At 70.4% G+C, this 24,135-nt stretch carries 26 protein-coding genes; 18 read left to right on the forward strand and 8 right to left on the reverse strand.

Annotated elements, in window-relative coordinates; genetic code table 11:
• Nucleotides 1-10 precede the first annotated feature (10 nt).
• The 3 genes from VKT83_14595 to cutA are packed head-to-tail and all read right to left on the reverse strand — an operon-like array spanning nt 11 to nt 3,740.
• Nucleotides 11-925 carry a xanthine dehydrogenase family protein subunit M gene (locus tag VKT83_14595; GenBank protein HLY23691.1) on the reverse strand — a complete coding sequence of 305 codons (915 nt, stop codon included), beginning with the start codon at nt 923-925 and terminating at the stop codon, nt 11-13.
• A complete protein-coding gene (locus tag VKT83_14600; protein HLY23692.1) occupies nt 922-1,410 on the reverse strand; it encodes a carbon monoxide dehydrogenase subunit G in 489 nt (162 codons plus the stop codon). Before VKT83_14600 ends, VKT83_14595 begins: the two co-directional genes overlap by 4 nt.
• On the reverse strand, nt 1,407-3,740 hold the full coding sequence (gene cutA / locus VKT83_14605) for an aerobic carbon-monoxide dehydrogenase large subunit (protein HLY23693.1): 2,334 nt from the start codon (nt 3,738-3,740) through the stop codon (nt 1,407-1,409). The genes VKT83_14600 and cutA overlap by 4 nt, the downstream gene beginning before the upstream one ends.
• 77 nt (nt 3,741-3,817) lie before the next feature.
• On the opposite strand from cutA, the gene VKT83_14610 reads away from it, so the two are divergent.
• From VKT83_14610 to VKT83_14620, 3 genes are read left to right on the forward strand one after another with little or no spacing between them, the layout of a single operon-like run.
• A complete protein-coding gene (locus VKT83_14610) occupies nt 3,818-4,162 on the forward strand; it encodes a GIY-YIG nuclease family protein (GenBank protein ID HLY23694.1) in 345 nt (114 codons plus the stop codon).
• Complete coding sequence (locus VKT83_14615; GenBank protein HLY23695.1) at nt 4,159-4,479, forward strand: hypothetical protein; 321 nt, start codon at nt 4,159-4,161, stop codon at nt 4,477-4,479. The genes VKT83_14610 and VKT83_14615 overlap by 4 nt, the downstream gene beginning before the upstream one ends.
• Nucleotides 4,476-4,853 carry a hypothetical protein gene (locus tag VKT83_14620; protein ID HLY23696.1) on the forward strand — a complete coding sequence of 126 codons (378 nt, stop codon included), beginning with the start codon at nt 4,476-4,478 and terminating at the stop codon, nt 4,851-4,853. The genes VKT83_14615 and VKT83_14620 overlap by 4 nt, the downstream gene beginning before the upstream one ends.
• Nucleotides 4,854-4,872: 19 nt before the next feature.
• Here VKT83_14620 and VKT83_14625 read toward each other — a convergent pair whose 3' ends face one another.
• Together VKT83_14625 and VKT83_14630 are read right to left on the reverse strand one after the other, a co-directional pair.
• Nucleotides 4,873-5,112, reverse strand: a complete 240-nt coding sequence (locus VKT83_14625; protein HLY23697.1) for a glutaredoxin family protein — start codon at nt 5,110-5,112, stop codon at nt 4,873-4,875.
• A gap of 259 nt (nt 5,113-5,371) precedes the next feature.
• Nucleotides 5,372-5,827: a DUF302 domain-containing protein gene (locus VKT83_14630; protein ID HLY23698.1), complete on the reverse strand. Its 456-nt coding sequence runs from the start codon at nt 5,825-5,827 to the stop codon at nt 5,372-5,374.
• 179 nt (nt 5,828-6,006) lie between these two features.
• Here VKT83_14630 and VKT83_14635 point away from each other — a divergent pair, with 179 nt between their 5' ends.
• The 7 genes from VKT83_14635 (at nt 6,007) to VKT83_14665 (ending at nt 12,941) form a co-directional block, all read left to right on the forward strand.
• Nucleotides 6,007-6,981 carry a MoxR family ATPase gene (locus tag VKT83_14635; GenBank protein ID HLY23699.1) on the forward strand — a complete coding sequence of 325 codons (975 nt, stop codon included), beginning with the start codon at nt 6,007-6,009 and terminating at the stop codon, nt 6,979-6,981.
• A gap of 58 nt (nt 6,982-7,039) precedes the next feature.
• Nucleotides 7,040-8,257 carry a VWA domain-containing protein gene (locus VKT83_14640; protein HLY23700.1) on the forward strand — a complete coding sequence of 406 codons (1,218 nt, stop codon included), beginning with the start codon at nt 7,040-7,042 and terminating at the stop codon, nt 8,255-8,257.
• Nucleotides 8,254-9,363: an XdhC/CoxI family protein gene (locus tag VKT83_14645; GenBank protein HLY23701.1), complete on the forward strand. Its 1,110-nt coding sequence runs from the start codon at nt 8,254-8,256 to the stop codon at nt 9,361-9,363. Before VKT83_14640 ends, VKT83_14645 begins: the two co-directional genes overlap by 4 nt.
• A 1-nt stretch (nt 9,364) precedes the next feature.
• Nucleotides 9,365-9,952, forward strand: coding sequence for a nucleotidyltransferase family protein (locus VKT83_14650; protein HLY23702.1), 588 nt, complete (start codon nt 9,365-9,367; stop codon nt 9,950-9,952).
• 26 nt (nt 9,953-9,978) lie between these two features.
• A complete protein-coding gene (locus tag VKT83_14655) occupies nt 9,979-11,283 on the forward strand; it encodes an MFS transporter (GenBank protein ID HLY23703.1) in 1,305 nt (434 codons plus the stop codon).
• A 66-nt stretch (nt 11,284-11,349) separates the two neighbouring features.
• A complete protein-coding gene (locus tag VKT83_14660; GenBank protein HLY23704.1) occupies nt 11,350-12,462 on the forward strand; it encodes an LLM class flavin-dependent oxidoreductase in 1,113 nt (370 codons plus the stop codon).
• Nucleotides 12,462-12,941 carry an isoprenylcysteine carboxylmethyltransferase family protein gene (locus tag VKT83_14665; GenBank protein HLY23705.1) on the forward strand — a complete coding sequence of 160 codons (480 nt, stop codon included), beginning with the start codon at nt 12,462-12,464 and terminating at the stop codon, nt 12,939-12,941. The genes VKT83_14660 and VKT83_14665 overlap by 1 nt, the downstream gene beginning before the upstream one ends.
• An 88-nt stretch (nt 12,942-13,029) precedes the next feature.
• Here VKT83_14665 and VKT83_14670 read toward each other — a convergent pair whose 3' ends face one another.
• A complete protein-coding gene (locus VKT83_14670) occupies nt 13,030-13,380 on the reverse strand; it encodes a hypothetical protein (protein HLY23706.1) in 351 nt (116 codons plus the stop codon).
• A gap of 56 nt (nt 13,381-13,436) precedes the next feature.
• On the reverse strand, nt 13,437-15,248 hold the full coding sequence (gene mobB / locus VKT83_14675; protein HLY23707.1) for a molybdopterin-guanine dinucleotide biosynthesis protein B: 1,812 nt from the start codon (nt 15,246-15,248) through the stop codon (nt 13,437-13,439).
• Nucleotides 15,249-15,436: 188 nt separating this feature from the next.
• On the opposite strand from mobB, the gene fdnG reads away from it, so the two are divergent.
• From fdnG to VKT83_14700, 5 genes are read left to right on the forward strand one after another with little or no spacing between them, the layout of a single operon-like run.
• On the forward strand, nt 15,437-18,514 hold the full coding sequence (fdnG, locus tag VKT83_14680) for a formate dehydrogenase-N subunit alpha (GenBank protein ID HLY23708.1): 3,078 nt from the start codon (nt 15,437-15,439) through the stop codon (nt 18,512-18,514).
• Complete coding sequence (fdhE, locus tag VKT83_14685; protein ID HLY23709.1) at nt 18,511-19,449, forward strand: formate dehydrogenase accessory protein FdhE; 939 nt, start codon at nt 18,511-18,513, stop codon at nt 19,447-19,449. The genes fdnG and fdhE overlap by 4 nt, the downstream gene beginning before the upstream one ends.
• A 3-nt stretch (nt 19,450-19,452) precedes the next feature.
• Nucleotides 19,453-20,280, forward strand: a complete 828-nt coding sequence (locus VKT83_14690) for a 4Fe-4S dicluster domain-containing protein (GenBank protein HLY23710.1) — start codon at nt 19,453-19,455, stop codon at nt 20,278-20,280.
• Complete coding sequence (gene nrfD / locus VKT83_14695; protein ID HLY23711.1) at nt 20,280-21,131, forward strand: NrfD/PsrC family molybdoenzyme membrane anchor subunit; 852 nt, start codon at nt 20,280-20,282, stop codon at nt 21,129-21,131. The genes VKT83_14690 and nrfD overlap by 1 nt, the downstream gene beginning before the upstream one ends.
• Entirely contained in the window at nt 21,079-21,975 is an 897-nt protein-coding gene (locus VKT83_14700; protein HLY23712.1) for a metallophosphoesterase, read from the forward strand. The genes nrfD and VKT83_14700 overlap by 53 nt, the downstream gene beginning before the upstream one ends.
• On the opposite strand, the gene VKT83_14705 is transcribed toward VKT83_14700, so the two are convergent.
• Complete coding sequence (locus VKT83_14705) at nt 21,959-22,378, reverse strand: OsmC family protein (GenBank protein HLY23713.1); 420 nt, start codon at nt 22,376-22,378, stop codon at nt 21,959-21,961. The genes VKT83_14700 and VKT83_14705 overlap by 17 nt on opposite strands.
• A gap of 126 nt (nt 22,379-22,504) precedes the next feature.
• On the opposite strand from VKT83_14705, the gene VKT83_14710 reads away from it, so the two are divergent.
• The 3 genes from VKT83_14710 (at nt 22,505) to VKT83_14720 (ending at nt 24,062) form a co-directional block, all read left to right on the forward strand.
• The gene (locus VKT83_14710) at nt 22,505-22,987 is read left to right on the forward strand and encodes an adenosine-specific kinase (protein ID HLY23714.1); all 483 of its coding nucleotides are present in this window, start codon (nt 22,505-22,507) and stop codon (nt 22,985-22,987) included.
• Complete coding sequence (gene rpiA / locus VKT83_14715) at nt 22,984-23,682, forward strand: ribose-5-phosphate isomerase RpiA (protein HLY23715.1); 699 nt, start codon at nt 22,984-22,986, stop codon at nt 23,680-23,682. The genes VKT83_14710 and rpiA overlap by 4 nt, the downstream gene beginning before the upstream one ends.
• Nucleotides 23,683-23,753: 71 nt before the next feature.
• Nucleotides 23,754-24,062, forward strand: a complete 309-nt coding sequence (locus VKT83_14720; GenBank protein ID HLY23716.1) for an isoamylase early set domain-containing protein — start codon at nt 23,754-23,756, stop codon at nt 24,060-24,062.
• The last annotated feature ends 73 nt before the right edge of the window (nt 24,063-24,135 follow it).

Below are 24,135 nucleotides of genomic sequence, written 5' to 3' on the forward strand. Positions count from 1 at the left end.
TCCCGCGCCCTCATGCGGCGCTCCCGCCGCGCGTCTTCGGTGCGCGCCGCACGCCCGGCGGCGCGTCCGCACGGCCGAGCGCCTCGCGCAGCGCCCGCACCGTCAGGACGCCCGCGACGTGCCGCCGGTAGTCCGCGGAGGCGTGCAGATCGCCGTCCGGCTCGATCGCGCTCCGCACCGCGTCCGCGGCGTGCTGCCACAGGTCTTCGGACGGGCGGGATCCGGTCAAGAGGCGCTCCGCCGCGTCCGCCCGCACGGGCGCCGGTCCGACCCCGGTGAGCCCGATGCGGGCCTCGGTGATCACCCCGCCGCGGAGCGCGAGCACCACGCCCACGCCCGCGAGCGCGAAGTCCCCGTGACGGCGGGCGATTTCCATCCACGACCAGCCGGCGCCGCGGGGAAGCGCCGGGACCCGCACTTCGGTCAGCAACTCGCGCGCGTCGATCGACGTCGTGAGGTAGGTGACGAACAGGTCTGCCGCGCGGATCGTCCGCGCGCCCTTCGGGCCGCGCACGGTCACTTCCCCGCCGAGGGCCGCGAGCACCGCGGGGATCTCCGCCGCGGGATCCGCGTGCGCGACGCTGCCGCCGATCGTCCCGCGGTTGCGGATCTGCGGATGGCCCACCCAGCCGAGCGCGTCGCGCAGCAGCGGACACCGCGACGCGACGAGGGGGGAGCGTTCCGCGGCGCGCTGGCGCACCAGCGCGCCGATTTTCAGGACTCCGCGCGCCTCCCGCAGCCCGTCGAGTCCGCGCACGCGGTTCACGTCCACGATCACCCGCGGACGCGCGAGGCGCATGTTCATGAGCGGGACGAGACTCTGGCCGCCGGCCAGCACCTTCGCGTCGTCGCCGTGGGCCGCGAGCAAGCCCACCGCCTCCTCGATCGTGCGGGGCGCATGGTATTCGAAGGCGGCCGGCTTCACCGGTCCCCTTGTCCCGACGCGGAGGGATTCGCCGGCGCGGCGCCCGCGGCGCCGCCGAACTGCTGCTCGAGGCATTTGAAGAACTGTCCGATCAGCATCTTCCCGACGCCGCTCAGCATCCGCTGGCCGACGCCCGCGATGAGGCCGCCCACCTGGATGTCGCCGACCCACCGCAGCAGCGTCTCGTTGCCTTGGGGCTCGAGGTCGACCGTGCCTTCGCCCCTCATGAAGCCGGCGCCGCCCGAGCCCTCCAGCACGATCTTGTAGTGCTTCGGCGCCTGCTTGTCGGTGATCGTGAGCGTGCCGGCGTACGTGCCTTTCACCGCCGCGATCCCGATCGAGAGCGTGGCCTTGTACTTGTCGGGCCCGTCCGGCGTGAGCTCCTTCAACCCGGGCGTGCAGCGGCGCAGCGCCTCCGGGTCGTTGATCGTGTTCCACACCGTTTCCACGGGCGCGGGCAGGGTGTTGGTGCCGTCGAGTTTCATCTGGACCTCCGTGCTTCTGTGATCATCTGATAGAGCCGGCTCGGGTTGAGCGGCATCGCCGTCACGTGCACGCCGAGCGGCGCGAGCGCGTCGTCGAGCGCCTGGGCCAGCACCGCGGGCACCGGGATGACCCCGGCTTCGCCCGCGCCCTTCACGCCGAGCGGATTGAGCGGGGACGGCGTTTCGAGGTGGTCGACGTCGATCGGCGGCAGGTCGGCGGCCGTGGGCAGCAGGTAATCCATGAAGGTCGTGCTGAGCGGCTGCGCCTGCTCGTCGTAAACCAGCTGCTCCCAGAAGGCGCCGCCGAGTCCCTGCGCCACGCCGCCGTGGATCTGGCCCTCGAGCACGGTCGGGTTGATCACACGGCCGCAGTCGTGCACGACCACATAACGATGGAAGACCAGGGTGCCGGTCTCCGGGTCGGCCTCGACGATGCAGGCGTGGACGCCGTTGGCGAACGTGCCCTGGGGCGGGGCGAAGTAGCGGATCGCTTCGAGGCCCGGGCCGTCCCACTCCGCCGGCATCGCGAAGCGGAGCGGATTGGCGGCCAGCGCCACGTCGCCGAGCGGCACCGCGCGCGCCGGCACGCCGCGGACAAAGGCCGCGCCGTTGGCCAGCTCGATCTCGGCGGCCGGCGCTTCGAGGATGCCCGCCGCGACGAGCTGGGCCTTTTCGCGCACCGCGTTGGCGGCGAGCGCCACCGCGTTGCCGGCCACCGTCGCGGCGCGGCTCGCGAACGTGCCGGTGCCCCACCCGAACAACCCCGTATCGCCGGTGTGCACGATCACGTCGCGCGGGTGCACGCCGAGCGCGTCCGCGGCGAGCTGGGCGAACGACGTCGCGTGGCCCTGGCCCTGCGTGCCGACGCCCGTCGCCACGGCCACGCGGCCGGACGGCTCGACCGTCACGCGCGCGCCCTCGTAGGGGCCGATCCCCGTGCCTTCGACGTAGCAGCCGATGCCGAGCCCGGCATAGCGGCCTTCCGCGCGCAGCGCCCGCTGCCGCGCCGGCCACCCCGCGTAGTCGATCATCTCGAGCGCGCGCTCGAGGCACGCCGGGTAGTTGCCGCTGTCGTAGCGGAGCGGCGCCTGATCTTGATAGATGAGGCCGACGTCGTACGGAAACGCGTCGGGCGGAATCAGGTTGCGCCGGCGGACGTCGGCGCGGTCGATGCCGAGCTCGCGCGCCACGCGGTCGAGGAGGCGTTCCATCACGAACACGCCGTGCGGCCGGCCGGCCCCGCGATAGGGGCTCACGCTGGTCTTGTTCGTGAACACGGCCTGAAACTCGCAGTGGTAGGCCGGGAGGCGGTACGGGCCCGGGAGCGTCGTGCCGGCGACGATCGGCACGATGAGCCCGTACGGGTTGTAGGCGCCGGCGTCGTACAGGAACACCGTTCGCACCGCCAGGATGCGGCCGTCCGCGTCCACCGCGATCTCCGCGTCGTGGATCTGCTCGCGCTCCTGGTTGGTCGCGACGAAGTGCTCGCGGCGGTCCTCGATCCACTTCACGGGCCGCCCGAGGCGCATCGCGGCGAACGGAACGAGGATCTCCTCCGGATAGAACATCATGACCTTCGCGCCGAAGCCGCCGCCGACGTCGGGCGCGATGACCCGGACAGACTCCTGCAAGAGTCCGAACATCCGCGCGAGCCCGTTGCGGATCGGAATCGGCGCCTGCGTGCTGTCCCAGACGTCCAGCCGGCCGGTGCGCGCGTCCCAGGCGGCGACGACTCCGCGCGTCTCGATCGGGGAGGCGGTGCCGCGATCGAGGATGAGCCGCTCCGCGAACCGGTGCGGGGCGCCGGCGAGCGCCGCCTCCACATCGCCGACGCGCTGCGTGTAGCGGGCGCAGACGTTCGACTCCATGTCCTCGTGCACGCGCGGCGCCCCGGGGGCGGTCGCCGCGTCGAGCGTCGCGACGGCCGGCAGCGGCTCGTAGTCCACCTCGATCAGGTCGAGCGCGTCTTCCGCCGCGTAACGGCTCTCCGCCACGACGAACGCGACGGCCTCGCCCGCGTGCCGGACCGTGTGGGGCGCGAGCGCGTACTGAGTCTTGTGGTGGGTAAGCGCCGGGTGCGGGATCAGCTTCGGCAGCGGGCCGTTCACGGGACCGAGGTCCGCGGCCGTGTACACGGCGAGCACGCCCGGCGCCTGCCGCGCCCGCCGGACGTCGACGCGGCGGAGGCGGGCGTGCGCGTGCGGACTGCGGAGCACCGCGCCGTGCGCGAGGCCGTGGATCTGCACGTCGTCGACGAAGAGGCCGCGTCCGGTCAACAGGCGGGGGTCTTCGTTGCGCGGGATGCGCGCGCCGACGTAGCGCGTGCTCATACGGGTCGCAGACTCATAGGGGAGTCTGCCTTCGATGACTTCGGAGGTGATTCCTATAGTGAAGCGAACTTGGCGGCGTGAACGCGAAGACGCCGCGCCGTCTGCACTTCCTGTACCTGCTTCGCTGCGGGGACCGCACGTATTATATCGGATACACGACCGACCCCGCGCGGCGGCTGGCCGCGCATCGCGCGGGCCGCGGCGCCCGCTACACGCGCGGCCGCGGGCCGGTGCGCCTCGTGGCGCTGTGGCGCGTGGCGACGCTGGGAGCCGCGCTCCGGCTGGAGCGCCGGTTGAAGCGACTCCCGCGCGCGATCAAGCACCGGCTGGCGCAGGGTTTTGTTCCCGACGGCCTGCGGGGCGTGCTGCGGCCCGCCGCTGTGGAGCGCCGCGTGGCCGCGCGGGTCCGGCCGGCGCGATGACGTACTTCGCGGTGTTCCGGCAGCCGGGTCCGGCCTGGGATCCTTCGCGTCCGATGCGCGGGCAGGATCGTTGGGACGCGCACGCCGCGTTCATGGATGGGTTGGCCAAAGAGGGGTTCATTGTCCTCGGCGGGCCGCTCGGCGACGGCTCGGAATTCCTGATGGTCGTCAACGCGGAGAACGAAGCGGTGATCGAAGCGCGTTTCGCCGAGGATCCGTGGGTGCCGATGCGCCTCTTGCGCATCGACCGGATCGAGCCCTGGCAGATTCTTCTCGGCCGTCTGCCCGCGCCGGCCGCACAGGGAGACGAGGGGTGACGCGCCGGGCCGCGAAGCGGCGGCGCTCCCCGGCCGCGTCTCGACGCGCGGCGGGCACCGGTCTCGCCGAGCTGCTCCCGGCGGTGTGGCGCCAGATCTTCGTCGACGGGCTCGCGGAGGTGTCGATCGGCCGGCGTCGCCTCCCGGTCGGCTTCACGACGGCGAAGCACCTCCGTACGGTCGAGGTCCCGTACCGCCGCCACCGCTTGTTCGGAATCGAGCAGAACCCGCGGACGTCGTCCCGTTGGGCGAAGCTGGCGCGGCAGGGAAAGCGGATCATGCAGTTCAACGCGGGCGGCCGCTACGTCGCGAACGTCTGTGAGGGAAAACTCTACCGCTATCCGGCGTGGCGCGCGATGAAGCTGCCCGCCTAGCCGGTCTCCGCCGCCGCGGTTACGCGCGCGGGAAGCGGCTCAACGCCGCCCGCAAGGCCGGCGTCGTGACGATGCCGCTCGCGATCTCGCGGCCGTCGACCGCCACGACGGGAATCCGGTACCGGTAGCGCGCAAACAGGTCGGCATTCTCGGTGATGTCCACGTGCTCGACCCGGTAGGCAAATTCCGCGCGGAGGCGCTCGAGAATCGCGGTCGCCTTGTCGCAGAGCGTGCAATCCGGTTTGCCATAGACGATCACCGTGGCGGGGCCTCGACGTGCACCCTCGCGCGGAACGTCGGAGGCGGCGCCCCCTGACGGGGATCTTCGGCCGGGCGCGCCGTTTGGCTCCATGCCGGATGCTTCCGCACGGCGGCCCCGGGAGGCCTGCCCGGCGGGGCCGGTCTGGTGAGGGCCTCCACCCGTAAACTGTTGACTTTTCTCCGTTCGGGCCGGAGCCAGCACCGGCCCGTTTTCGTTCAGACCAACTCCGGGAATACCGCCGACCGGACCGATGTCTTCACGGTCGTGGCGGGGCCGTAGGGGCGGCGGCCCCCGTCGTGAGGCCGGCGGTTTCCGATCCCAGCTTGTCGATCACCCGGTGCAGGCGCGCCGCGGCATCCTCGGCGATGGGCCGGAGAGCCTCGTTTCCGACCAAACCGAGGGCCGGAATGGGATCCATGACCGACACGACCGAACGTTCCCCGTCTTCATAGACGATGATATTGCACGGTAGAATGAGGCCGATCTCGCGTTCCGCCTGAAGGGCGCGGTGCGCCAGCGGCGGGTTGCAGGCGCCGAGGATCACATACCTCCGGAACTCGACGCCGAGCTTTTCTTTGAGCGTTTTCTGCACGTCGATCTGGGTGAGCACGCCGAATCCTTCGTCCTTCAGCAGCGCAACCGTACGCGTCACGGCCTCGGGGTACGCGAGGCCGACGTTCGTCCCAAATCCGTACCGCGTCTGCACGGCCATGCAAGTCACCTCGGGGTATGTCGTCGCGTGACCGCATTGTCGTCCTGCGGCGCGGGCGGGCGCAATCGGGCCCGCGCAGGACGGCGGATCGGGTCCGGAGCCGACGGCGGGGGGACGAAGGTCGGCCCCCGCAACGTTATGTTATGATGAGCCGGTAATTTTTGTGGCGGAGGGCGCGCGTGGCACAAGCGGTACGGTACCCGGAGGGTTTCGGGGGCATCCCCCAGATCGTCGAGATCCTGGCCCGGCAGGGCTATATCGCCGACCGGGAACTCGCGACGTCGGTGCACCTCAGCGTGGTGCTCCACAAGCCGCTCTTGATCGAGGGCGCGGCCGGGGTCGGCAAGACCGAGGTCGCCAAGGTCATGGCGCAGGCGATCGGCACGGATCTCATCCGTCTGCAGTGCTATGAGGGGCTCGACGTCCACACCGCGCTCTACGAGTGGAACTACCAGCGGCAGATGCTGCGGATCAAACTCGAAGAGGCGACCGGCCGTCCGGTTGAGGAAAAAGAGTCGCTGATCTTCAGCGAGCCGTTTCTGCTGAAGCGGCCGCTGCTGCAGGCGATCACCGCGGAGCACGCGCCGGTGCTGCTGATCGACGAGGTGGACCGCGCGGACGAGGAGTTCGAGGCGTTCCTTCTCGAGGTGCTCTCCGACTTCCAGGTCAGCATCCCGGAGATCGGTACGATTCGCGCCCGGCAGGTGCCGTTCGTCGTGTTGACCAGCAACCGCACCCGCGAGCTCAGCGACGCGCTGCGCCGGCGCTGTCTCTACCTTTGGATGGACTATCCGAACTTCGACAAAGAGCTGCGGATCGTGCACGAGCGCGTCCCGGACATCGACGAGCGCTTGGCCCGGCAGATCTGCGGCTTCATGCAACTGGTGCGCCAGGCGCCGCTCGACAAGATTCCGGGCGTCGCGGAGACGCTCGACTGGAGCGCGGCGCTCATGGCACTGCACCGCGACCACCTCGATCCGCAGGCGATCACGGAGACCCTCGGCTGCCTGTGCAAGGATCAAGAGGACCTCGTCCGCGTGAAGAGCCAGTTTCTGCGTCCGATCCTCGACGCGGTGGAGTCCGTGGAGGCGAGCGGCGATGGATGGACGCCCGAGCGAACCGCCTCGCTCGCAGCCCAGCTTCCTCAGCGCTGATCCCGGGCGGCCCGCGCCGCTTCGTTCCCCGGGCGGTGACGAGGGCGCCGAGGGCGCGGTGAAGTGGACGCGTCCGGGGAGCCTCGCCGCGAACCTGACGCTGTTCGGTCGGCGGCTGCGCGGGCGCGGTCTGCTCGTCGGTCCGGCCGAGACCGGGCTTGCCCTCACCGCGCTCGAGACGATTAACCTCGCCGACCGCGATGCGGTGCGCCTCGCGCTCCGCACCGTGCTGTGCTCGCGCGCGGAAGACCTGCCGGCCTTCGACGAAGAGTTCGAGCGGTTCTGGCAGGCGCCGGCCTTCGGGCCCGTGATGCCGGGACCCGACGAGGACACGGCCGAGACCGACGCCGCGGGAGCCGCGCCGGAGAGCGGGCGCGCCGAGCTCACCGTCACCGATTGGGCCGAGGAAGGCAGTCCCTCCGAGGACGAGCGCTCCGTGCCGGCCTACAGCCCCGCCGAGCTCCGCGCGTCGAAGGACTTCAGCGCGTTCTCCGCCGACGATCTTGAAGAGATCACCGAGCTGATCATGCGGATTGCCCGCCGCATCGCGATGCGCCTGTCGCGGCGGATGCGCGCGGCGCGCCGCGGAGAGCGCGTCGACCTCCGCCGCACGATCCGCCGCAGCCTCCAGTACGGCGGGGACCCCGCGGCGCTGGTGTGGCGCCGGCGGAAGATCCGGAAAGTCCGCATCGTCCTGCTCTGCGACGTCAGCGGCTCGATGGACGTGTACAGCCGGTTCCTGGTGCAGTTCGTCTACGCGCTGCAGGGGGTGGTGGGGCGCGTCGAGTCGTTCTTCTTCAGCACGTCGCTTACGCGGGTGACGGACGCTCTGGCCCATCGGGACATCCGCCACGCGCTGGCGGAGGCGTCGCGCCACGTGCCGGACTGGTCGGGCGGCACCAAGATCGGCGCATCGCTGCGCACCTTCAACGAGCAGTACGGATCGCTGGTGGACGGCCGGACGATCGTCGTGGTCGCCAGCGACGGGTGGGATACCGGCGACCTCGACGTGCTCGTCGCGGCGATGCGCGTGCTGCGCGCGCGGGCCGGCAAGGTGATCTGGCTGAACCCGCTGCTCGGCAGCCCGGGGTACGAGCCGGTGACGCAGGGGATGGCCGCCGCGCTCCCGTTCGTGGACGTCTTCGCCTCCGCCCACAACCTCGCCAGCCTGCGGGTGCTCGAACGGCATCTGCGGCGGCCGCGCGGGGCGCGCGGCCGCGGGTCGGTGCGGCGCGTCCTGCTGCGCGCGCTGGCGAGCCGGGGAGGGTTGGCATGAAGGAGCTGCGGGACATCCTCGACGCGCTGGCCGAGGCGCAGGCCCGGGGAGAACGGACCGCGCTCGGCACGGTGATTCGCGTGCGCGGTTCGACGTACCGGCGCGAGGGCGCGCGCCTCCTGATTCGCGCCGACGGCCGCACGGTCGGGTCGGTCAGCGGGGGCTGCCTGGAGGGCGACATCGCCGAGATCGCGCGCGGGGTGCTCGACTCGGGGCAGGCGCGGCTCGCGCAGTACGATCTGACGTCCGACGACGACGCGGTGTGGGGCCTCGGGTTGGGCTGCAACGGCGCGATCGACGTGTTCATCGAACCCGTCGCGGGCGATCTGCCCGCGCGGCTTCGCCGCGCGATCGACGAGCGGCGGACGCTCGTCCTCGCCACGCTCATCGCCGGGCCGGAGGGGCTCACCCCGGGGGCGCGCCTCTACCTGCCCGAGGACGGTGCCGCGGAAGGGACGCTCGGCGATCCGGCGCTCGACGCCGCGGCGCGGGCGGCGTCACGCACCCAGCTCGACGCCCACAAGTCGGCCGTGGTATCGCTCGCGGGGTCGCGCGGCCCGGCCGAAGTCTTCGTGGAGGTGCTGGTCCCGCCGCTGCCGCTCCTGATCTGCGGCGCGGGGCACGACACCCTGCCGGTGGCGCACCTCGCGCACGAACTCGGCTGGTGGGTGATGGTGGCCGACAGCCGCCCCGCGTTTGCGACGCGCGATCGCTTCCCGGGCGCGGACGAGGTCGTGCTCGCGGACGACGCGGACGTGCCTAAGAAAGTCCGGATCGACCGCAACACATTCGTCGTCGTGATGACGCACAACTTCCTGCACGACCGGACGCTGCTGCGCGCCCTGCTCGGAACGCCGGCCCGGTACATCGGCCTGCTCGGCCCCCGCGCGCGCACCGACCGGCTGCTCGCGGACCTGGCGCGCGACGGGGTGCCGGTCGACGACGGGCAGCGCGCGCGCCTGTTTGCGCCGGTCGGCGTGGACCTCGGCGCGGAGTCGCCCGAAGAGATCGCCCTCAGCATCCTCGCGGAGATCCTGGCCCTCCACAACGGGCGCCGCGTCGCGTCCCTGCGGGAACGCGGCGGGCCCATTCACGCGCGCGCGTAACGTGATCGCGGCGATCGTGCTCGCCGCGGGACGGGCCACGCGCATGGGCGAGCCCAAGGTCTTGCTGTCCCTAGGGGACCGGACGCTGCTCGCCCACGTCATCTCGGCCGCGCGGGGATCGGACTGCGCGGCTGTGCTCGTCGTCGCGGGATCGCACGCCGCCGAGGTGCGGCGCGAAGCGGAGCCTCTGGGTGTCCGCGTGGTCGTCAATCCGCGGTACGCCGAAGGCATGGCGACGTCGCTCGCGGCCGGGATCGCGGCGCTGCCGCCGGACTGCGAAGCCGTGGTGGTCCTGCTCGGTGATCAGCCGCGCGTCGGCGCCGAGACGATCGACCGCCTCATCGCCGCCTACCGCGCGACCGGAAAGCCGATGGTCTTGTCCCGGTACGGTGAGGTCGCCGGCGCCCCGGCGTTGATCGCGCGTCCGTTGTTCGCGGACGTCGCGGGCCTCACGGGGGATGCCGGCGCGAGAGGGCTGGCCGCGGGCCGCCCGGATCAAGTCGCCGAGGTGCCGCTCGCTCCGGACGAGGCGTGGGACGTCGACACGCCGGAGGATCTCGCCCGGCTCAGGCAGGCTAACAAACCGTGACACCTCGGCGCGCGACGCGGGTCCGGGTGTTGGCTCCCGACTCCGCCGCCGGTGCCCCCGCGGCGCCGCGGCTTGGTCTCCGCGCGAACCTGGCGCAGTTCGGCCTTCTCGTGCTTATCAACGCTTTCGTGGGCGGGATGGTGGGGCTTGAACGCGCGGTCCTGCCGCTTATTGCCGAACGGGACTTTGGTCTCGCATCGCGGAGCGTTATCCTCTCGTTTCTGATCAGCTTCGGAATCGTGAAGGCGCTGACCAACCTCGTCGCCGGCCGGTATGCCGGGGTCGTCGGCCGCAAGCGGCTGCTGGTCGCCGGCTGGCTCGTAGGCCTGCCTGTCCCGTTCATGATCATGTGGGCGCCGTCCTGGGGCTGGGTCACCGCCGCCAACGTGCTCCTGGGAGTCAACCAGGGCCTCTGCTGGTCGATGACCGTCATCATGAAAATCGACTTGGTCGGCCCGAGGCGTCGCGGGTTCGCGATGGGCCTCAACGAGTCGGCCGGTTACGGCGCGGTGGCGCTGGCGGCCCTGGCGTCGGGGTATCTCGCCGCCGCCTACGGGCTGCGACCGGTACCTTTCTATCTCGGTGTGGCGTTCGCGGCGCTGGGATTGGCCCTGTCGGCCGCCTTTGCGCGCGACACCACCGAGCACGCGGGACACGAAGCCCGCGTGCACCACGAGGGCGCGGCCGTCCCGCCGTCGTTTGGCGAGATCTTCGCCCGAACCAGTTGGCGCGACCGGACCCTGTCCGCCTGCAGTCAGGCGGGACTGGTGAACAATTTGAACGACGGGATGGCCTGGGGTCTCCTCCCGTTGTTCTTCGCCGCATCCGGCCTCAGCGTTGCGCGCATCGGTGTGCTGGCCGCCATCTATCCGGCTGTGTGGGGGGTTGGGCAGCTCCTGACCGGGGCGCTCTCGGACATCTGGGGCCGCAAGTGGATGATTGTCTTGGGAATGTGGGCCCAGGCGTTCGGGATTTGGCTCATCGTTGTCGCCCCGCGACTGAGTGCCGGCGGCGGGCGCTTCGGGCTGTGGGCGGCGGGTGCGGTGCTGCTCGGTGCGGGCACCGCGCTCGTGTATCCGACACTGCTTGCCGCGATCGGTGACGTCGCCCATCCCTCCTGGCGGGCGTCCGCGGTCGGTGTCTATCGTCTCTGGCGGGACCTGGGATACGCGATCGGCGCGCTCGTGTGCGGAGTGGTGGCGGATCTCTTCGGACTGTCCTGGGCGATCGTCACGGTCGGTGGATTGACATTCCTCTCCGGCGTCCTGGTGGCCATTCGGATGGCGGATGCGTCTTCGACGGTGCGGCCGGCGGTGCCACGCGTGGTTTGACCGGCAGAGGGAATCCCACCGGCAGTTTGTGAACCATGAGCGCACGAGTTGTCGCGGAGGCCGCCGATGAGTGTCCAGCTCGGACTGTTTACGATGCCGTTCCATCACCCGAGCCGCGACTACGCCGTGATTCTCGAAGAAGACCGGCAGGCCGTCGTGCTGGCCGACGCCCTCGGGTACTCCGAGGCGTTTGTGGGCGAGCACTTCACGTCGTGGAGCGAGCGCATCGCCGACCCGCTGCAGTTCTTCTCGACGGTGATCGAGCGGGCGCCTGCGATTCGCTTCGGCACCGGCGTGCTGAACCTGCCGCAGGCGCATCCGCTGACCGTCGCGGCGCGGGTCGCGCAGTTCGACCATCTCAGCGGGGGACGCTTCATCATGGGCGTCGGGTCCGGCGGATTGGTGAGCGACCTCGAGGCGTTCGCCGTCACCGACGCGGAGGCGCGCGTGCGCATGCTCGCCGAGGCCGTCGACATGATCCTGGCGATCTGGCGCGAGGATCCCCCGTACGACCTGCGCGGGCACGCCTGGACGATCTCGCTGAAGGACGGGATCTGGCCGGAGTTCAAAGTGGGCTGGATGCCGAAGCCGTATCAGCGGCCGCACCCGCCGATCGCGCTGTCCCTCGTGACCCCGAATTCGGCGAGCGCCCGCGTCGCCGGGGAGCGCGGCTGGATTCCGATCTCCGGCAACTTCTTCAACAAGCGGTATCTGCGCGGACACTGGGAGCGCTACGCGGAGGGGTGCGAGGCGGTGGACCGGCGGCCCGATCCCGCCGTCTGGCGCGTCGCGCGGTGCGTGCTCGTCACGGACACGGACGCGGAGGCCGACGCGTACCTCGCCGATTCGACGAACGGGCTGTCCTACTATTACACGTTCTTCCGGCACAGCTTCAGCCTGGGCCGGAAGGCGCTGTTCATGGTCAAGCCGGATCCGGAGATGCCCGACGAGGCGGCGACCGTCGACGCGATCAAGCGCGCGCAGGTGATCGCGGGCGCCCCGGATCGCGTGCTCGACCAGCTCGTCGCGCTGCGCGATGAGATCGGCCACTTCGGCACGCTGCTCATGACCGGACACGACTGGGATCGGCCGGCGCTGTGGCGCCGCTCGATGGAGCTGCTCGCGCGGGACGTCATGCCGCGATTCCGCCGGCACGCCGACGCGACGCGGAAACCTTGATGCCGCGGGGACATGGGGACGCGAAGGATACGGCCGCGGTGATCGCGCCGCCGCCGCTGATCTACCTGGCGGGGCTGGTCGTCGGGCTCATCGTCGGCGCGGCCGTCCCGACCCCGTTTCTCGCGCGCGGCGCCGCCTCCGTGGTCGGCGCGGTGCTCATCGCGGCCGCCCTGTGGCTGGCCCTGTGGGGCGTGCGCACCATGCGGCGCGCCGGCACGTCCGTCCGGCCGGACGTCCCCACGACGGCGCTCGTTACGACCGGGCCGTTCGACTTCAGCCGCAACCCGTTGTACGTATCGCTCGCGCTTTTGTACGCCGGAATCGCGATCACCGCCCGATCGCTGTGGGCGCTGCTGCTGTTGATTGTGGTGCTGGCCGTGGTGGACCGGGGGGTCATCGGTCGGGAAGAGCGGTACCTTGAGCGAAAGTTTGGTGTCGACTACCGGGAGTACAAAACACGAGTCCGGCGCTGGCTGTGAGCGGTTTGGCGTTTTGCGAAACGTCGGGGCCGGAGCCTTACCCGAACGAATCAGCGTTTCTTCAGAACGTGGGTACCAGCCCCGCCCGTTACCACTCGTCGTCGCTGCCGGGCTCCCAATCGTCGTCGTCTTCGACGATCTGGCTGCGCGGATCTTCGTCTTCCCCGAGCCAGTCCATCTCCTCGTCGTCTTCGTGCTGGGCGGCAGGAAGCGGCTCGCGCACGGCCTCCGCTTCGACGGTTTGGGCGGCGCGGGCGGCCGCCGGCGCCGGTCCGCGCTTCGCGGGGGTGCGGGCTTCCGGGGTGCGGGTCGCCGCCTTGGTGGCGCGGGCGCTGGAGGTCTTCCGGCCGGTCCGAGTCGTCGTCCGGGCCTGACCGCGGGCCGGACTCGTTCTGGCCCTGGCCGCCGTCTTCCGCCCACGTGTCGCCTTGCGGGTCATTCCTTCACCTCCAAGTCGGGAATCACGCCTACCTATTATACTGCCGGAGTCAATTGTTACCGCCGCGCCGCGACGGAGTCAAGCAGGGCGACGATTCGTGCGGTGATGCGATCGAGTGTCTTCTCGAACGCGGGCTCGGAGAGGGCGGCGGCGGCGGGGATGGTCATCCACGGCTCGCCCGCCCCCGCTCCCGGCTTGGGCGGGCCGATCTGAACGATCGGGTGCCCCGCGGCTCCGAAGCCCTCGATGAGCACCACGTCGGGCGCGTCGTGCGCGGCCCCGGCGGGCCCGCGGATCAGTGATGCCAGCGGCATCTCCCCGGAGATGCGGATCGTAGTTTCCGACGGCCCGGCCAGGACGACCCGCAACGCGCCCGCCTCGATCATCCGCGCGCTGTCGCTCTTTGGCCGGTCGATCTGGAATCCGTGCGCGGCGTGCTTGATCGCGCCGACGCGGAGCCCGCGCGCCGTGAGCCGCCTGATGAGCCCGACGGTCGCGGCGGTCTTCCCGCTGCCGGATGCCCCCACGAGGCCGATGACGAGCGGGCCGGGCGTTGCCGCGGCGATCCGGAAGTATTCGCGGTCTTCAGGCCGGTTAAGACGCATCACCGCCACGCGGGAGCCCGGCGCGAGGGACGGCGTTCCGCCCGGCAGCAGCACGAGGGCATTCGCCGCCGTAAGCAGCGTCAGGCGGCCGAGCGAGGCGTCGGTGAGCAGATGGACGGTGCGCTCGTCGGCCGCGTCGAGCCGTCCCCACAGGGCGCGCAGCCGGTCCGTCGGCCGCGCCCATCCGTCCGCGAGCGCCATCATCTCCACGGGCCGCACGACGAAGCGCGCGCCCGCCAGGCGGCGGAGCACCGGCCGCACGAGAAGATGGAAGGCGGCCAGACAGGCCACCGGCGTTCCCGAGAGCCCGATCGCCCACGTGCGCCCAGCCCGCGCCGCGAAGAACGGCCCGCCCGGTTTCAGGTCGACGCGCCCGGCGTACCGCCGCGCGCCGAGATCCAGCCACGTGCGATGCACCAGGTCGTAGCGGCCGACCGAGACGCCGCCGGTCGACAGCACGACATCGTAGCGATCCTGCATGGCCGAGAACGCGCGCGCCGTCTCCCGCGGACGATCGGGGATGATGCCGCGGTACTCGACCTCGCATCCGGCCGCGGCGAGCTCGCCCGCGATCGTCACGGCGTTGCTGTTGACGATGCAGCCGGGCGGCGGCGGCGGCCCCCCGGCCGCCAGCTCGACGAGCTCGCTGCCCGTGGCGACGAGCGCGACGCGCGGCCGGCGGTAGACCGAGACCGCGGCCACGCCGCACGCCGCGAGCGCGCCGCAGGCCGCGGGCGGAATCGGTTCGGCCGGCGCCGCCAGGATGTCCCCCGGCTGAATTTCCTCGCCGGGCTCGGCGACGTGGCGTTTCCCCGGCGCGGCGCGGTCGAGATGGAGCGCCGTTCCATCCGCGCGCACCGCTTCGAGCGGCAGCACGCGGTCGCCCCTGCGGGGCACGGGGGCGCCCGTGGTGATCGACCAGGCCTCGCCGCGCGCCGGTCCCGGCCCGGGTGGCTCGCCCATGACGGACGTTCCCGTGATCCGGAGCGTGACGGACCGGCCTTCCGCGGCCCGGGCGATGTCCGCGTCGTGGCAGACGTAGCCATCCATCGCGGCGCGCCGGATGCGGGGCACGGCCGCGGGCGCGCGAACGCGTCCCGTCGCGATTCGACCCGCCGCCTCCCACACCGGGACGGTCTCGGCCGGAAGGGGTTGGACCGCGGCCAGGAGCCGTTCCAAGACCTCTTGAAGGTCGGCGCCGGGAGCGCCGCGCGTCACCACGGCCGGTCTTTTCCACGCCGCGCTGCGCAGGCCTCCCCGCACGACGGCGCCGGCCCCGCGCGGCGGGGAAGGAGGCCCGGCTGAATCGTGGAATAGGGCCCCCAACTTCACAGTCCCTCACGGACACCCGGGGAGGACCGGTACGAAAACCCGATTACATCCCCGTTTCGCCATCCCGCCACATCACGGCGGCGTTCCATGAAATTGACCCCACGGAGGAGGCGTACGCGATGACCACCGCGGTTACCCGTCGTGGTTTGCTCAAGTTGGCCGGTGCCGGCGCGGGCACGGCGGCGTTCTCGGCGCTCGGCTTCGATCTCGCCGAGGCCACCGAGGTCAAGCAGCAGCTTCACATCGCGGGCGCGACGGAGTCGCACTCCCTCTGTCCCTACTGCGCGGTCGGTTGCTCGCTGATCGCGTACACGCGCAAGCGCGCCGACGGCAGCACGGAGATCCTCCAGATCGAAGGCGATCCGGACAGCCCCGTCAACGAGGGCCGACTCTGCCCGAAGGGAGCGAGCGCGATGTCGATCGCGACCTCGAGCCGGCGGGTGGACCAGCCGCTCTACCGCGCCGCGGGCGAGACCGCCTGGAAGCCGGTCTCGTGGGATTTCATGCTCGACCGCGTGGCGCGCCTGATGAAGGACGCCCGCGACCGGACGTTCGTGACCCAGGACGCCAAGGGCAATACCGTCAATCGCTGCGAGGGGATCGGATTCGCCGGCGGCGCCGCGTTCAGCAGCGAGGAGGGCTATCTCGCGACCAAGATCATGCGCGGGCTGGGGGTGGTCCACTTAGAGCAGCAGGCCCGTGTTTGACACGGGCCCACGGTGGTCAGTCTGGCCGCCACGTTCGGAAGAGGAGCAATGACAAATCATTGGAGGGACATCAAGAACGCTGACCTGATCCTGATCAACGGCGCGAACCCCGCGGAGGCCCACCCCGTGGGCTTCCAGTGGTTCGTGCGCGCCAAGTTGGATCCCAAGCGCGGCCCGGGAAAGGGCGGCGGGGCGAAGATCGTCCATGTGGATCCGCGGTTCACGCGGACCTCCGCGCTCGCGGACACTTACCTCCGGATCCGCACCGGCACGGACGTCGCCTACTTCGGCGGGCTGATCAACCACGTGCTCCAGAACAACCTCCACCACGCCGAGTACGTGCAGCACTACACGAACGCGTCGTGGCTCGTCAAGGACGGCTATGGATTCAAGGACGGCCTCTTCTCCGGGTACGATCCGGCCAAGCGGACCTACAACGTCGCGACGTGGGGCTACGACGCGGACGCGCAGGGCATCGCGAAGCGGGACATGACCCTGCAGCACCCCCGTTCGGTCTTCCAGCTGCTGAAGGCCCACTACGCGCGGTACACGCCCGAGATGGTGTCGTCGATCACCGGGATCCCCAAAGACGACTTCCTGAAGGTGGCGGCGCTGGTCGGGGAGATGGGCAAGCCCGACAAGGTCATGACGATCGTCTACGCCGTCGGCCTGACGCACCACACGACCGGCGTGCAGCTGATCCGTTCCGGCGCACTCTTACAATTGCTCCTCGGCAACATGGGCCGCCCGGGCGGCGGCATGAACGCGGAGCGCGGCCACGCGAACATTCAGGGCAACACCGACCACGCGATCTCGTGGGAGATCCTGCCGGGGTATCTCGCGATCCCCGCGCCCGGCGAGAAGAACCTCGCCGACTACGTCAAGGAGAAGGCGCCGAAGAAGTCCGACCCCAACTCGTGGAACTTCTTCGGGACGAACTACAAGAAGTTCATGGTCAGCCTGCTCAAGGCATGGTACGGCGACGCCGCGACCAAGGACAACGAATTCGCGTTCGACTACATCCCGAAGCCGGCCGGGAACTCATCCTGGATCTCGTTCTACGACGACGCGCTGCGCGGCAAGATGGACGGGATCATCCTCAACGGGATGACCGCGACGAGCATCGGCCCGGATTCGAATCAGGTACTCCAGGCGCTGGCCAACCTCAAGTGGCTGGTCGTGATGGACCCGCTGCCGACGACGAGCTCGGAGTTCTGGCACGGGCCGGGCATGAACCCCGCCGACGTCAAGACCGAAGTCTTCATGATGCCGGCGACCCACTGGATCGAGAAGGACGGGTCGTTCGTAAACAGCGGCCGCTGGTCGCAGTGGAAGGACCAGGTGATCCCGCCGCAGGGCCAGGCCCGCCACGACCACTGGATCATGGCCGACCTGTTCAACCGCGTGAAGGCGCTCTATCAGAAAGAAGGCGGCAAGTTCCCGGATCCGATCATGCATCTGACCATGAACTACAAGGATCCGCTGAAGCCGGAGCTCGACGAGATCGCGCAGGAGGTCAACGGCAAGGATCTCGCGACCGGCAAGCGGCTCGCCACGTTCGCCGCGCTCAAGGACGACGGCACCACGATCGCCGGTGACTGGATCTACACCGGCAGCTATCCCGAGAGCGGCAACCTCATGAAGCGGCGCGACGGCGTGCAGGACCCGAAGAAGAACGACCCGACCGGCATGGGCTTCTACGCCAACTGGGCATGGAGCTGGCCCCTCAACCGCCGGGTGCTTTACAACCGCGCCTCCGCCGATCTCGACGGCAACCCGTGGGATCCCGAGCGCGCCGGCATCAAGTGGAACGGGCAGCGGTGGGTCGGCGACGTGCCGGACTACCCGCCGGCGATGAACCCCAAGGACCCCAAGGCGTGGCTGCCGTTCATCATGACGGGCGAGGGCACCGGCCGGCTGTTCAGCAACACTCCCCTCGACGGACCGTTCCCGGAGCACTACGAGCCGATCGAATCGCCGGTGGAGAACCCGCTGCACCCGCAGAACTCCGCGAACCCGGTGGCGTTCCTGTACGACCAGGCCGCGGGGCGGCCGAACCGGTTCGGGACGGTGGCCGATTACCCATACGTCGCCACGACGTACCGGCTGACCGAGCACGAACACTACGTCACGCAGCACGTCGAGCACCTCGTCCAGTTGCAGCCGGAAGCGTTTGTCGAGATTCCCGACGGCCTGGCCGCGGAGAAGGGCATCAAGAACGGGGACATGGTGCGCGTGTCTTCGAAGCGCGGCAAGGTCGAGGCGCGCGCCATGGTCACGAAGCGCCTCGGCCCGCTCACCGTGGCCGGCAAGCAGGTGTGGCAGATCGGGATTCCGATTCACTGGGGCTTCGTCGGCATTTCGGCGGACCAGCATCCGGACAAGTCGCAGCACTGGCTCGCCAACACGCTCACGCCCTTCGTCGGCGATGCCACCGCTCGGACGCCGGAGTTCAAGGCGTTCCTGGTCAACCTGGAGCGCATGGGATGAGGGCACCGGCCGTGCTCGCCACGCCCTGGGCCGCCCGGCGCGACCGGGCGGACGTCCTGCGCGAGCGCTACCCGTTCGCGCGAGAGCCGCTCGCGCTGTACCGGGCGCTCGTGGACGTGCAGGAGCCTGTCTGGTCGGCCGCCCGGCTGGACGCGCCGTCCGCGGCGGACGTGCCCGGGTACGCGGCGGAGCGACTGCTGCCGCGGGTCATCGAGGCGACCGCCGCGGCGGGACCGAGGGCGCTCGCGGAGATCGTTCGTGCGCAGTTCGCCGGGGCGCCGGCGGATGCGCGCGCGGAGATGATCCGGCGCTGGCTCGACGGGGAGGAGCAGACGCCCGTCGAGCGCTACCTCGCGCGTGCCTCCGTCGGCCCGGTGCTCGAGGCGCTCGGGGATCGTGCCGCGGACGCATGTGCCGCCGGCCGCGCGGATCGCGAGGCCCGCGACCCGCGGCATTGTCCGGTGTGCGGCGCGCTCCCCCAACTCGCCTTTATCGCGGCGCCGCCGGAGTCGCTCGCCGCGGGGCCGCGGTCGCTCCAGTGCTCGCGCTGCGGGACGGCCTGGGCTTATCCGCGGCTGACCTGCGCGTCATGCGGAGAGCAGGATACGGCGAAGTTGACCGTGCTGGCTGAGGAAGGCGCGGACGAACGGGCCCTCACCGGCAGCACCGTCCGCGGTCTTCGCGGTCGGTCCGACCCCGGCGGCCCGGGGCCCCGCTCGCGCGGGACTAGCCGGCGGGATGCGCCGGCGTCGCCGCGTTTTCCGCACATGCGGATCGACGCCTGCGCCGCCTGTTCCAGGTATCTCGTCTCCATCGACCTCGGGCGCGATCCGCGCGCGGTGCCCGCGGTCGACGAGTTGGCCGCGATTCCGCTCGATCTCCATGCCGTGGACCGCGGTTTCATCAAAATCACACCGAATCTGATGGGGGCGTGAGCCATGCCTGAGGCCGTCGGCTTTTTCACCGACTCGAGCGTCTGCATCGGCTGCAAAGCCTGCGAGGTCGCCTGCAAAGAGTGGAACGGGCTCCCCGGCGACAAGCCGAAGTTTATGGACAGCTACGACAACACCGGCGCGCTCGACGAACAGAACTGGCGGCACGTCCAGTTCATCGAGCGGATGGACGACAAGCCGGTCCAGACCGGCAACGGCGCCGCGTGGCTCATGCTCTCCGACGTCTGCAAGCACTGCAAACACGCGAGCTGCATGGAGGTCTGTCCGACCGGCGCGATCGTGCGGACCGAGTTCGACACGGTGTTCATCCAGCAGGACGTCTGCAACGGCTGCCGCTACTGCATCTCCGCGTGCCCGTTCGGCGTGATCGGGTTCAGCGCGCAGACCGGCACCGTGCACAAGTGCACGTTCTGCTACGACCGGCTGCAGGCCGGCATGACGCCGGCGTGCGCGCAGGCGTGTCCGACGCAGTCGATCCAGTTCGGGCCGCTCGCTGAGATGCAAAAGCGCGCCGACGCGCGCCTCGCCGCGCTGCACGACCAGGGGTACGCGCAGGCGTCGCTCTACGGCCGCGACGAGGCGGTCTACGGCGGGCTCAACGCGTTCTTCTTGCTGATGGACAAGCCCGAGACGTACGGCCTGCCGAACGCGCAGAATGCGGTGCTCCCGCGCCGGAACAACAAGGGCGGCTACTTCGGCATGGTCGCGACGGCGCTGCTCGGCGCGGTGGCCGCGGTCGTCGCCTTCCGCGACCGGCGCATGAACGAGCTCGGGCGCGGCAAAAACGGCGCGACGGCGGGAGGGACCCGGTGATGGCGGAACATTTTGTCCGGCCGCCGGACTGGACGTGGTACATTCTGGCATACTTCTTCTTCGCCGGCCTGACCGGCGGCATGTACGCGATCGGCGCGATGCTGCGGCTGTGGGGGCGGTCCGGCGACGAGACCGTCGCGCGCACGGCGTTTCTCTGGGCGTTCCCGATCCTGGTCGTCTGCCCGATTCTCCTGACGATCGATCTCGGGAAGCCGCTGCGGTTCTTCCACATGCTGGTATCGACGACGCCGGGGCAGGGCGGGCTGATCTTCCATTACTGGAGCCCGATGTCGGTCGGCAGTTGGGCGCTGCTGGTCTACGGCGTCTTCGCGTTTGTGTCGTTCCTCGAGGCGGTCCGCGGGCGTCCGGGCGGCGGCCGGCTGTTCACCGCCATCGGGGGGCTCCTCGGTCTCTTCGTCGCGTCGTACACCGGAGTGCTGCTGAGCGTGTCCAATCAGCCCCTCTGGAGCGACACCTGGACGCTCGGCGGGCTGTTCCTCGCCTCCGGGCTGACCGGGGCGGCGGCGCTTCTGGCCCTGGTCGCCCGCAGCGAGGCGGCCGCCGCGGGCACGGACGCGCGGCTCCGGGTCGCCGACGGCTATTTCGCGCTGATCGAGCTCGTCTGGATCCTGCTGCTGTTCGCGACGCTCGCCGCGGCCGGGACGCTGTCGGTGGCGCTGCGGGCGCCGTGGATCGTGCTGTGGCTGGTCGTGCTCATCGGCCTCATCCCGCCGCTCATGGCGCTCGGCGGCCGGGAGCGCGCCCGCCGCGGCGGGGCGCTGGTCGCCCTGCTGGCGCTTGTCGGCGTGCTGGCGCTGCGGGCCGCGATCATCTTCAGCGCGCAGGGTTAGCGCCGCCGACTTCACCGAGTTCGGTGCCGCCGTAGACCGGGTCCAGGTCGGCGTCGTCGCCGATATCCACTGCGGCCCGGACCGGGATGTCCTGCCGGGCAGTCGAACTCCCATGCTGCTCGATCGCTTCATCGCGGCGATGCGGGACGCGCGCCCCGCGTGCATCGTCGACTTGGGCGACCGCATCAACAGCGTCGCGGCCGGCCAGGACGGTGTCCGGGAACGGTACGTCCGCCGGCGCCTCGAGGATGCCGGCGTGCCCGTGTACCACGTGCTCGGCAACACCGATGTCGAGCATCTCCCCAAGCACGACGCGCTGGCCGCGGTTAAAAAGGGGTGGGCGGCGGAACTGATCGATCTCGGGCCGCTGCGCCTGGTCTTGCTTGATACCGTCGACCCCGCGGTCGACGTCAGCGGGGTCCCCGGTCGAGGGTCGGCCGGCGGCTCGATGGGCGCCGCGCAGATCGACTGGCTTCGCGCGGTGCTGGCCGAGCGCGCGGCGCCGTGCCTGGTGTTCGGCCACCATCCCCTCGACGAGCCCGCGCTCGACGGACACCATTACTTTGCCGCCAGCCCGCCGCTCGCCGCCGTGCGGAACCGCGCCGAGGTCCGAGCGGTCCTCGAGGGTGCGCCGGCCGTGACCGCGGTGTTCTCCGGCCACCTGCATTGGACCCGCGCGGCCCAGATCAACGGGATTCCCTACGTGACGATCGGCTCGCTCGTCGACACGGCGTATACGGGCGGCGAGCCCGCCGGTGCGTACGCGCTCGTGACCGCCGGTGCGGGCGCGCTGGAGGTCGGCGTCTTCGGCCGCGCGCCGGCCGAGTTCACGTTTCCGCGGTGATCCGCCAAGTATAGGTCAGTTCGGCGCTCGCCCGCAGCATCGCGGAGACCGAGCAGTACTTTTCCTGGCTCAATTCCACGGCGCGGCCGGCCTGCTCGGGCTTGAGGTCCCTTCCGCGGAAGATGTACTCGAGACGGACGTGCGTGAAGATTCTTGGGTGCTCATCCCGGCGGTCGCCGGACACGCGGATCTCGAGGCCGGCGAGCGGCGCGCGCATCTTGCCGAGAACGGAGACGACGTCCATCCCGGTGCAGCCCGCGAGCGCGAGGAGGAGCGTTTCCATGGGCGACGGCCCCTGCCCGGTGCCGCCGTGCTCCGGCCGCGCGTCCAGGGTGATGGTTCCACCGGACTCCGCGGCGCCCCCGAAGCGCATTCCGCCCTCCCAGCGCAGCGTGGCGTCCATGCCGTCACCGTCCTTTCTCGATTCGGGGGACAGTTCGACACGATCGCCAGGAAAGCACCTTTGAACGGGTGAAGGAGACAGGGCGTCGGCGCGGCGCACACGGGAGTCGCGGAGGCACGAACCTCGATGGAGACGTACGTGGTGCGGGTGGAGAACCCGGACGGGCTCAATGTGATTCTGGGCCAATCGCATTTCATCAAGACGGTTGACGACCTGCACGAAGCGCTCGCCGGCGCCGTGCCGAACATCCGGTTCGGGTTGGCGTTCTGCGAAGCCAGCGGACCGCGCCTGATCCGCACCAGCGGGACCGCGCAGCCTCTGGTCGATCGCGCGGCGGGGGCCGCGAAGGCGCTCGGATGCGGACACGTGTTCGTCGTCTTTCTCGACGGCGCGTTTCCGATCAACGTGCTCGGGGTGATCCGCGAGGTACCCGAAGTGTGCCGGATCTTCTGCGCCACCGCGAACCCGCTCGAGGTCGTGGTGGCGGAAACCGAGCAGGGACGCGGGGTGCTGGGCGTGATCGACGGTGAGCCTCCGCTCGGTGTGGAGGGGCCCGACGACGTCCGCGCCCGGCGGGAGCTTCTCCGGAAGTTCGGTTACAAGTTGTGAGCGGAGACGGCCCGGGCGGGCCGCTCGAGCGGTACAAGCGTGATGCCGCCCTGGCTGCGGTCGCCGCGGAAGTGCGGGACGGCATGCTGGTGGGTCTCGGCAGCGGCTCGACCGCCGCGTACGTCATCCGCGAGATCGGGCGCCGCGTCCGCGAGGGCGGGTGGCGGATCCGAGGCGTGCCCACCTCCGAGCGCACGGCCGAGATCGCCCGTGAGGTTGGGATCCCGCTCGTTGCGCTCGAGGAGGCGCCGGACGTCGTCATCGACGGCGCGGACCAGATCGATCCGTCCCTCGCCATAATCAAGGGCGGCGGGGGGGCCCACGCCCGGGAGAAGATTGTCGCCACGGCGGCCAGGCGGGCCGTCATCGTCGCGGATTACACGAAGGCGGTTCCGCACCTCACCGGTCCGGTGCCCCTTGAGGTGCTCCCCTTCGCCGCCTCCTGGATCATGCGGGTGCTGCCCGAGCGGATCCCGGGGGCGGAGGCCCGTCGGCGGACGCGGGACGGCCGGCCGTTCGCGACCGACAACGGCAACCCCGTTATCGATCTCACCTGCGGCGTCATCGAGGACCCGGCCGCGGTGGCCGCGACCCTCGAACACATGCCCGGTGTTGTCGAGCACGGCCTGTTTGTCGGGATCGCGCATGTTGTGTACTTCGCCGGCCCTAAGGGAATAAAGATAGAAAAAATCTAGCGGTGCGATGTTTAGCCTTAACATTGCTCTGGGAAAATACTTTAGGAACGAATCCCCAGAGGCGGTGACATATGGCTACGCTTATACCGGTGACGTTTCGCTTTCCGGCGCGGCTGATGCCGACCGCACGGGCTGTTTCGGTGATCGGTTCCTTCAACGGCTGGAATCCCCAGGTGCATCGTCTACGCCGCACGCCCGATAACGAGTGGGCCGTGACGGTGTACCTGTCGCCCGGCCGCGCCGTGTACTGCTTCTCGGTGGACGGCGTGATGTGGCTCGATCCCGCCGATGAAGGACGCGTTCCCAACGGGTGGGGCTCGGAGTACTCGGTCAGGCACGTCGCGTCGGGGGTGGAGGCGGCCTTCGCGCATTCCGCCTAACGGCTCGTTCTGAGCTCGGTAAAAAACGAAGCCGGCGTCCCGATCGGGACGCCGGCTTCGTTTCACGCTGCCG

The sequence above is a fragment of the bacterium genome (assembly GCA_035308905.1).
In the GTDB taxonomy this organism is placed as follows: Bacteria; Sysuimicrobiota; Sysuimicrobiia; order Sysuimicrobiales; family Segetimicrobiaceae; genus DASSJF01.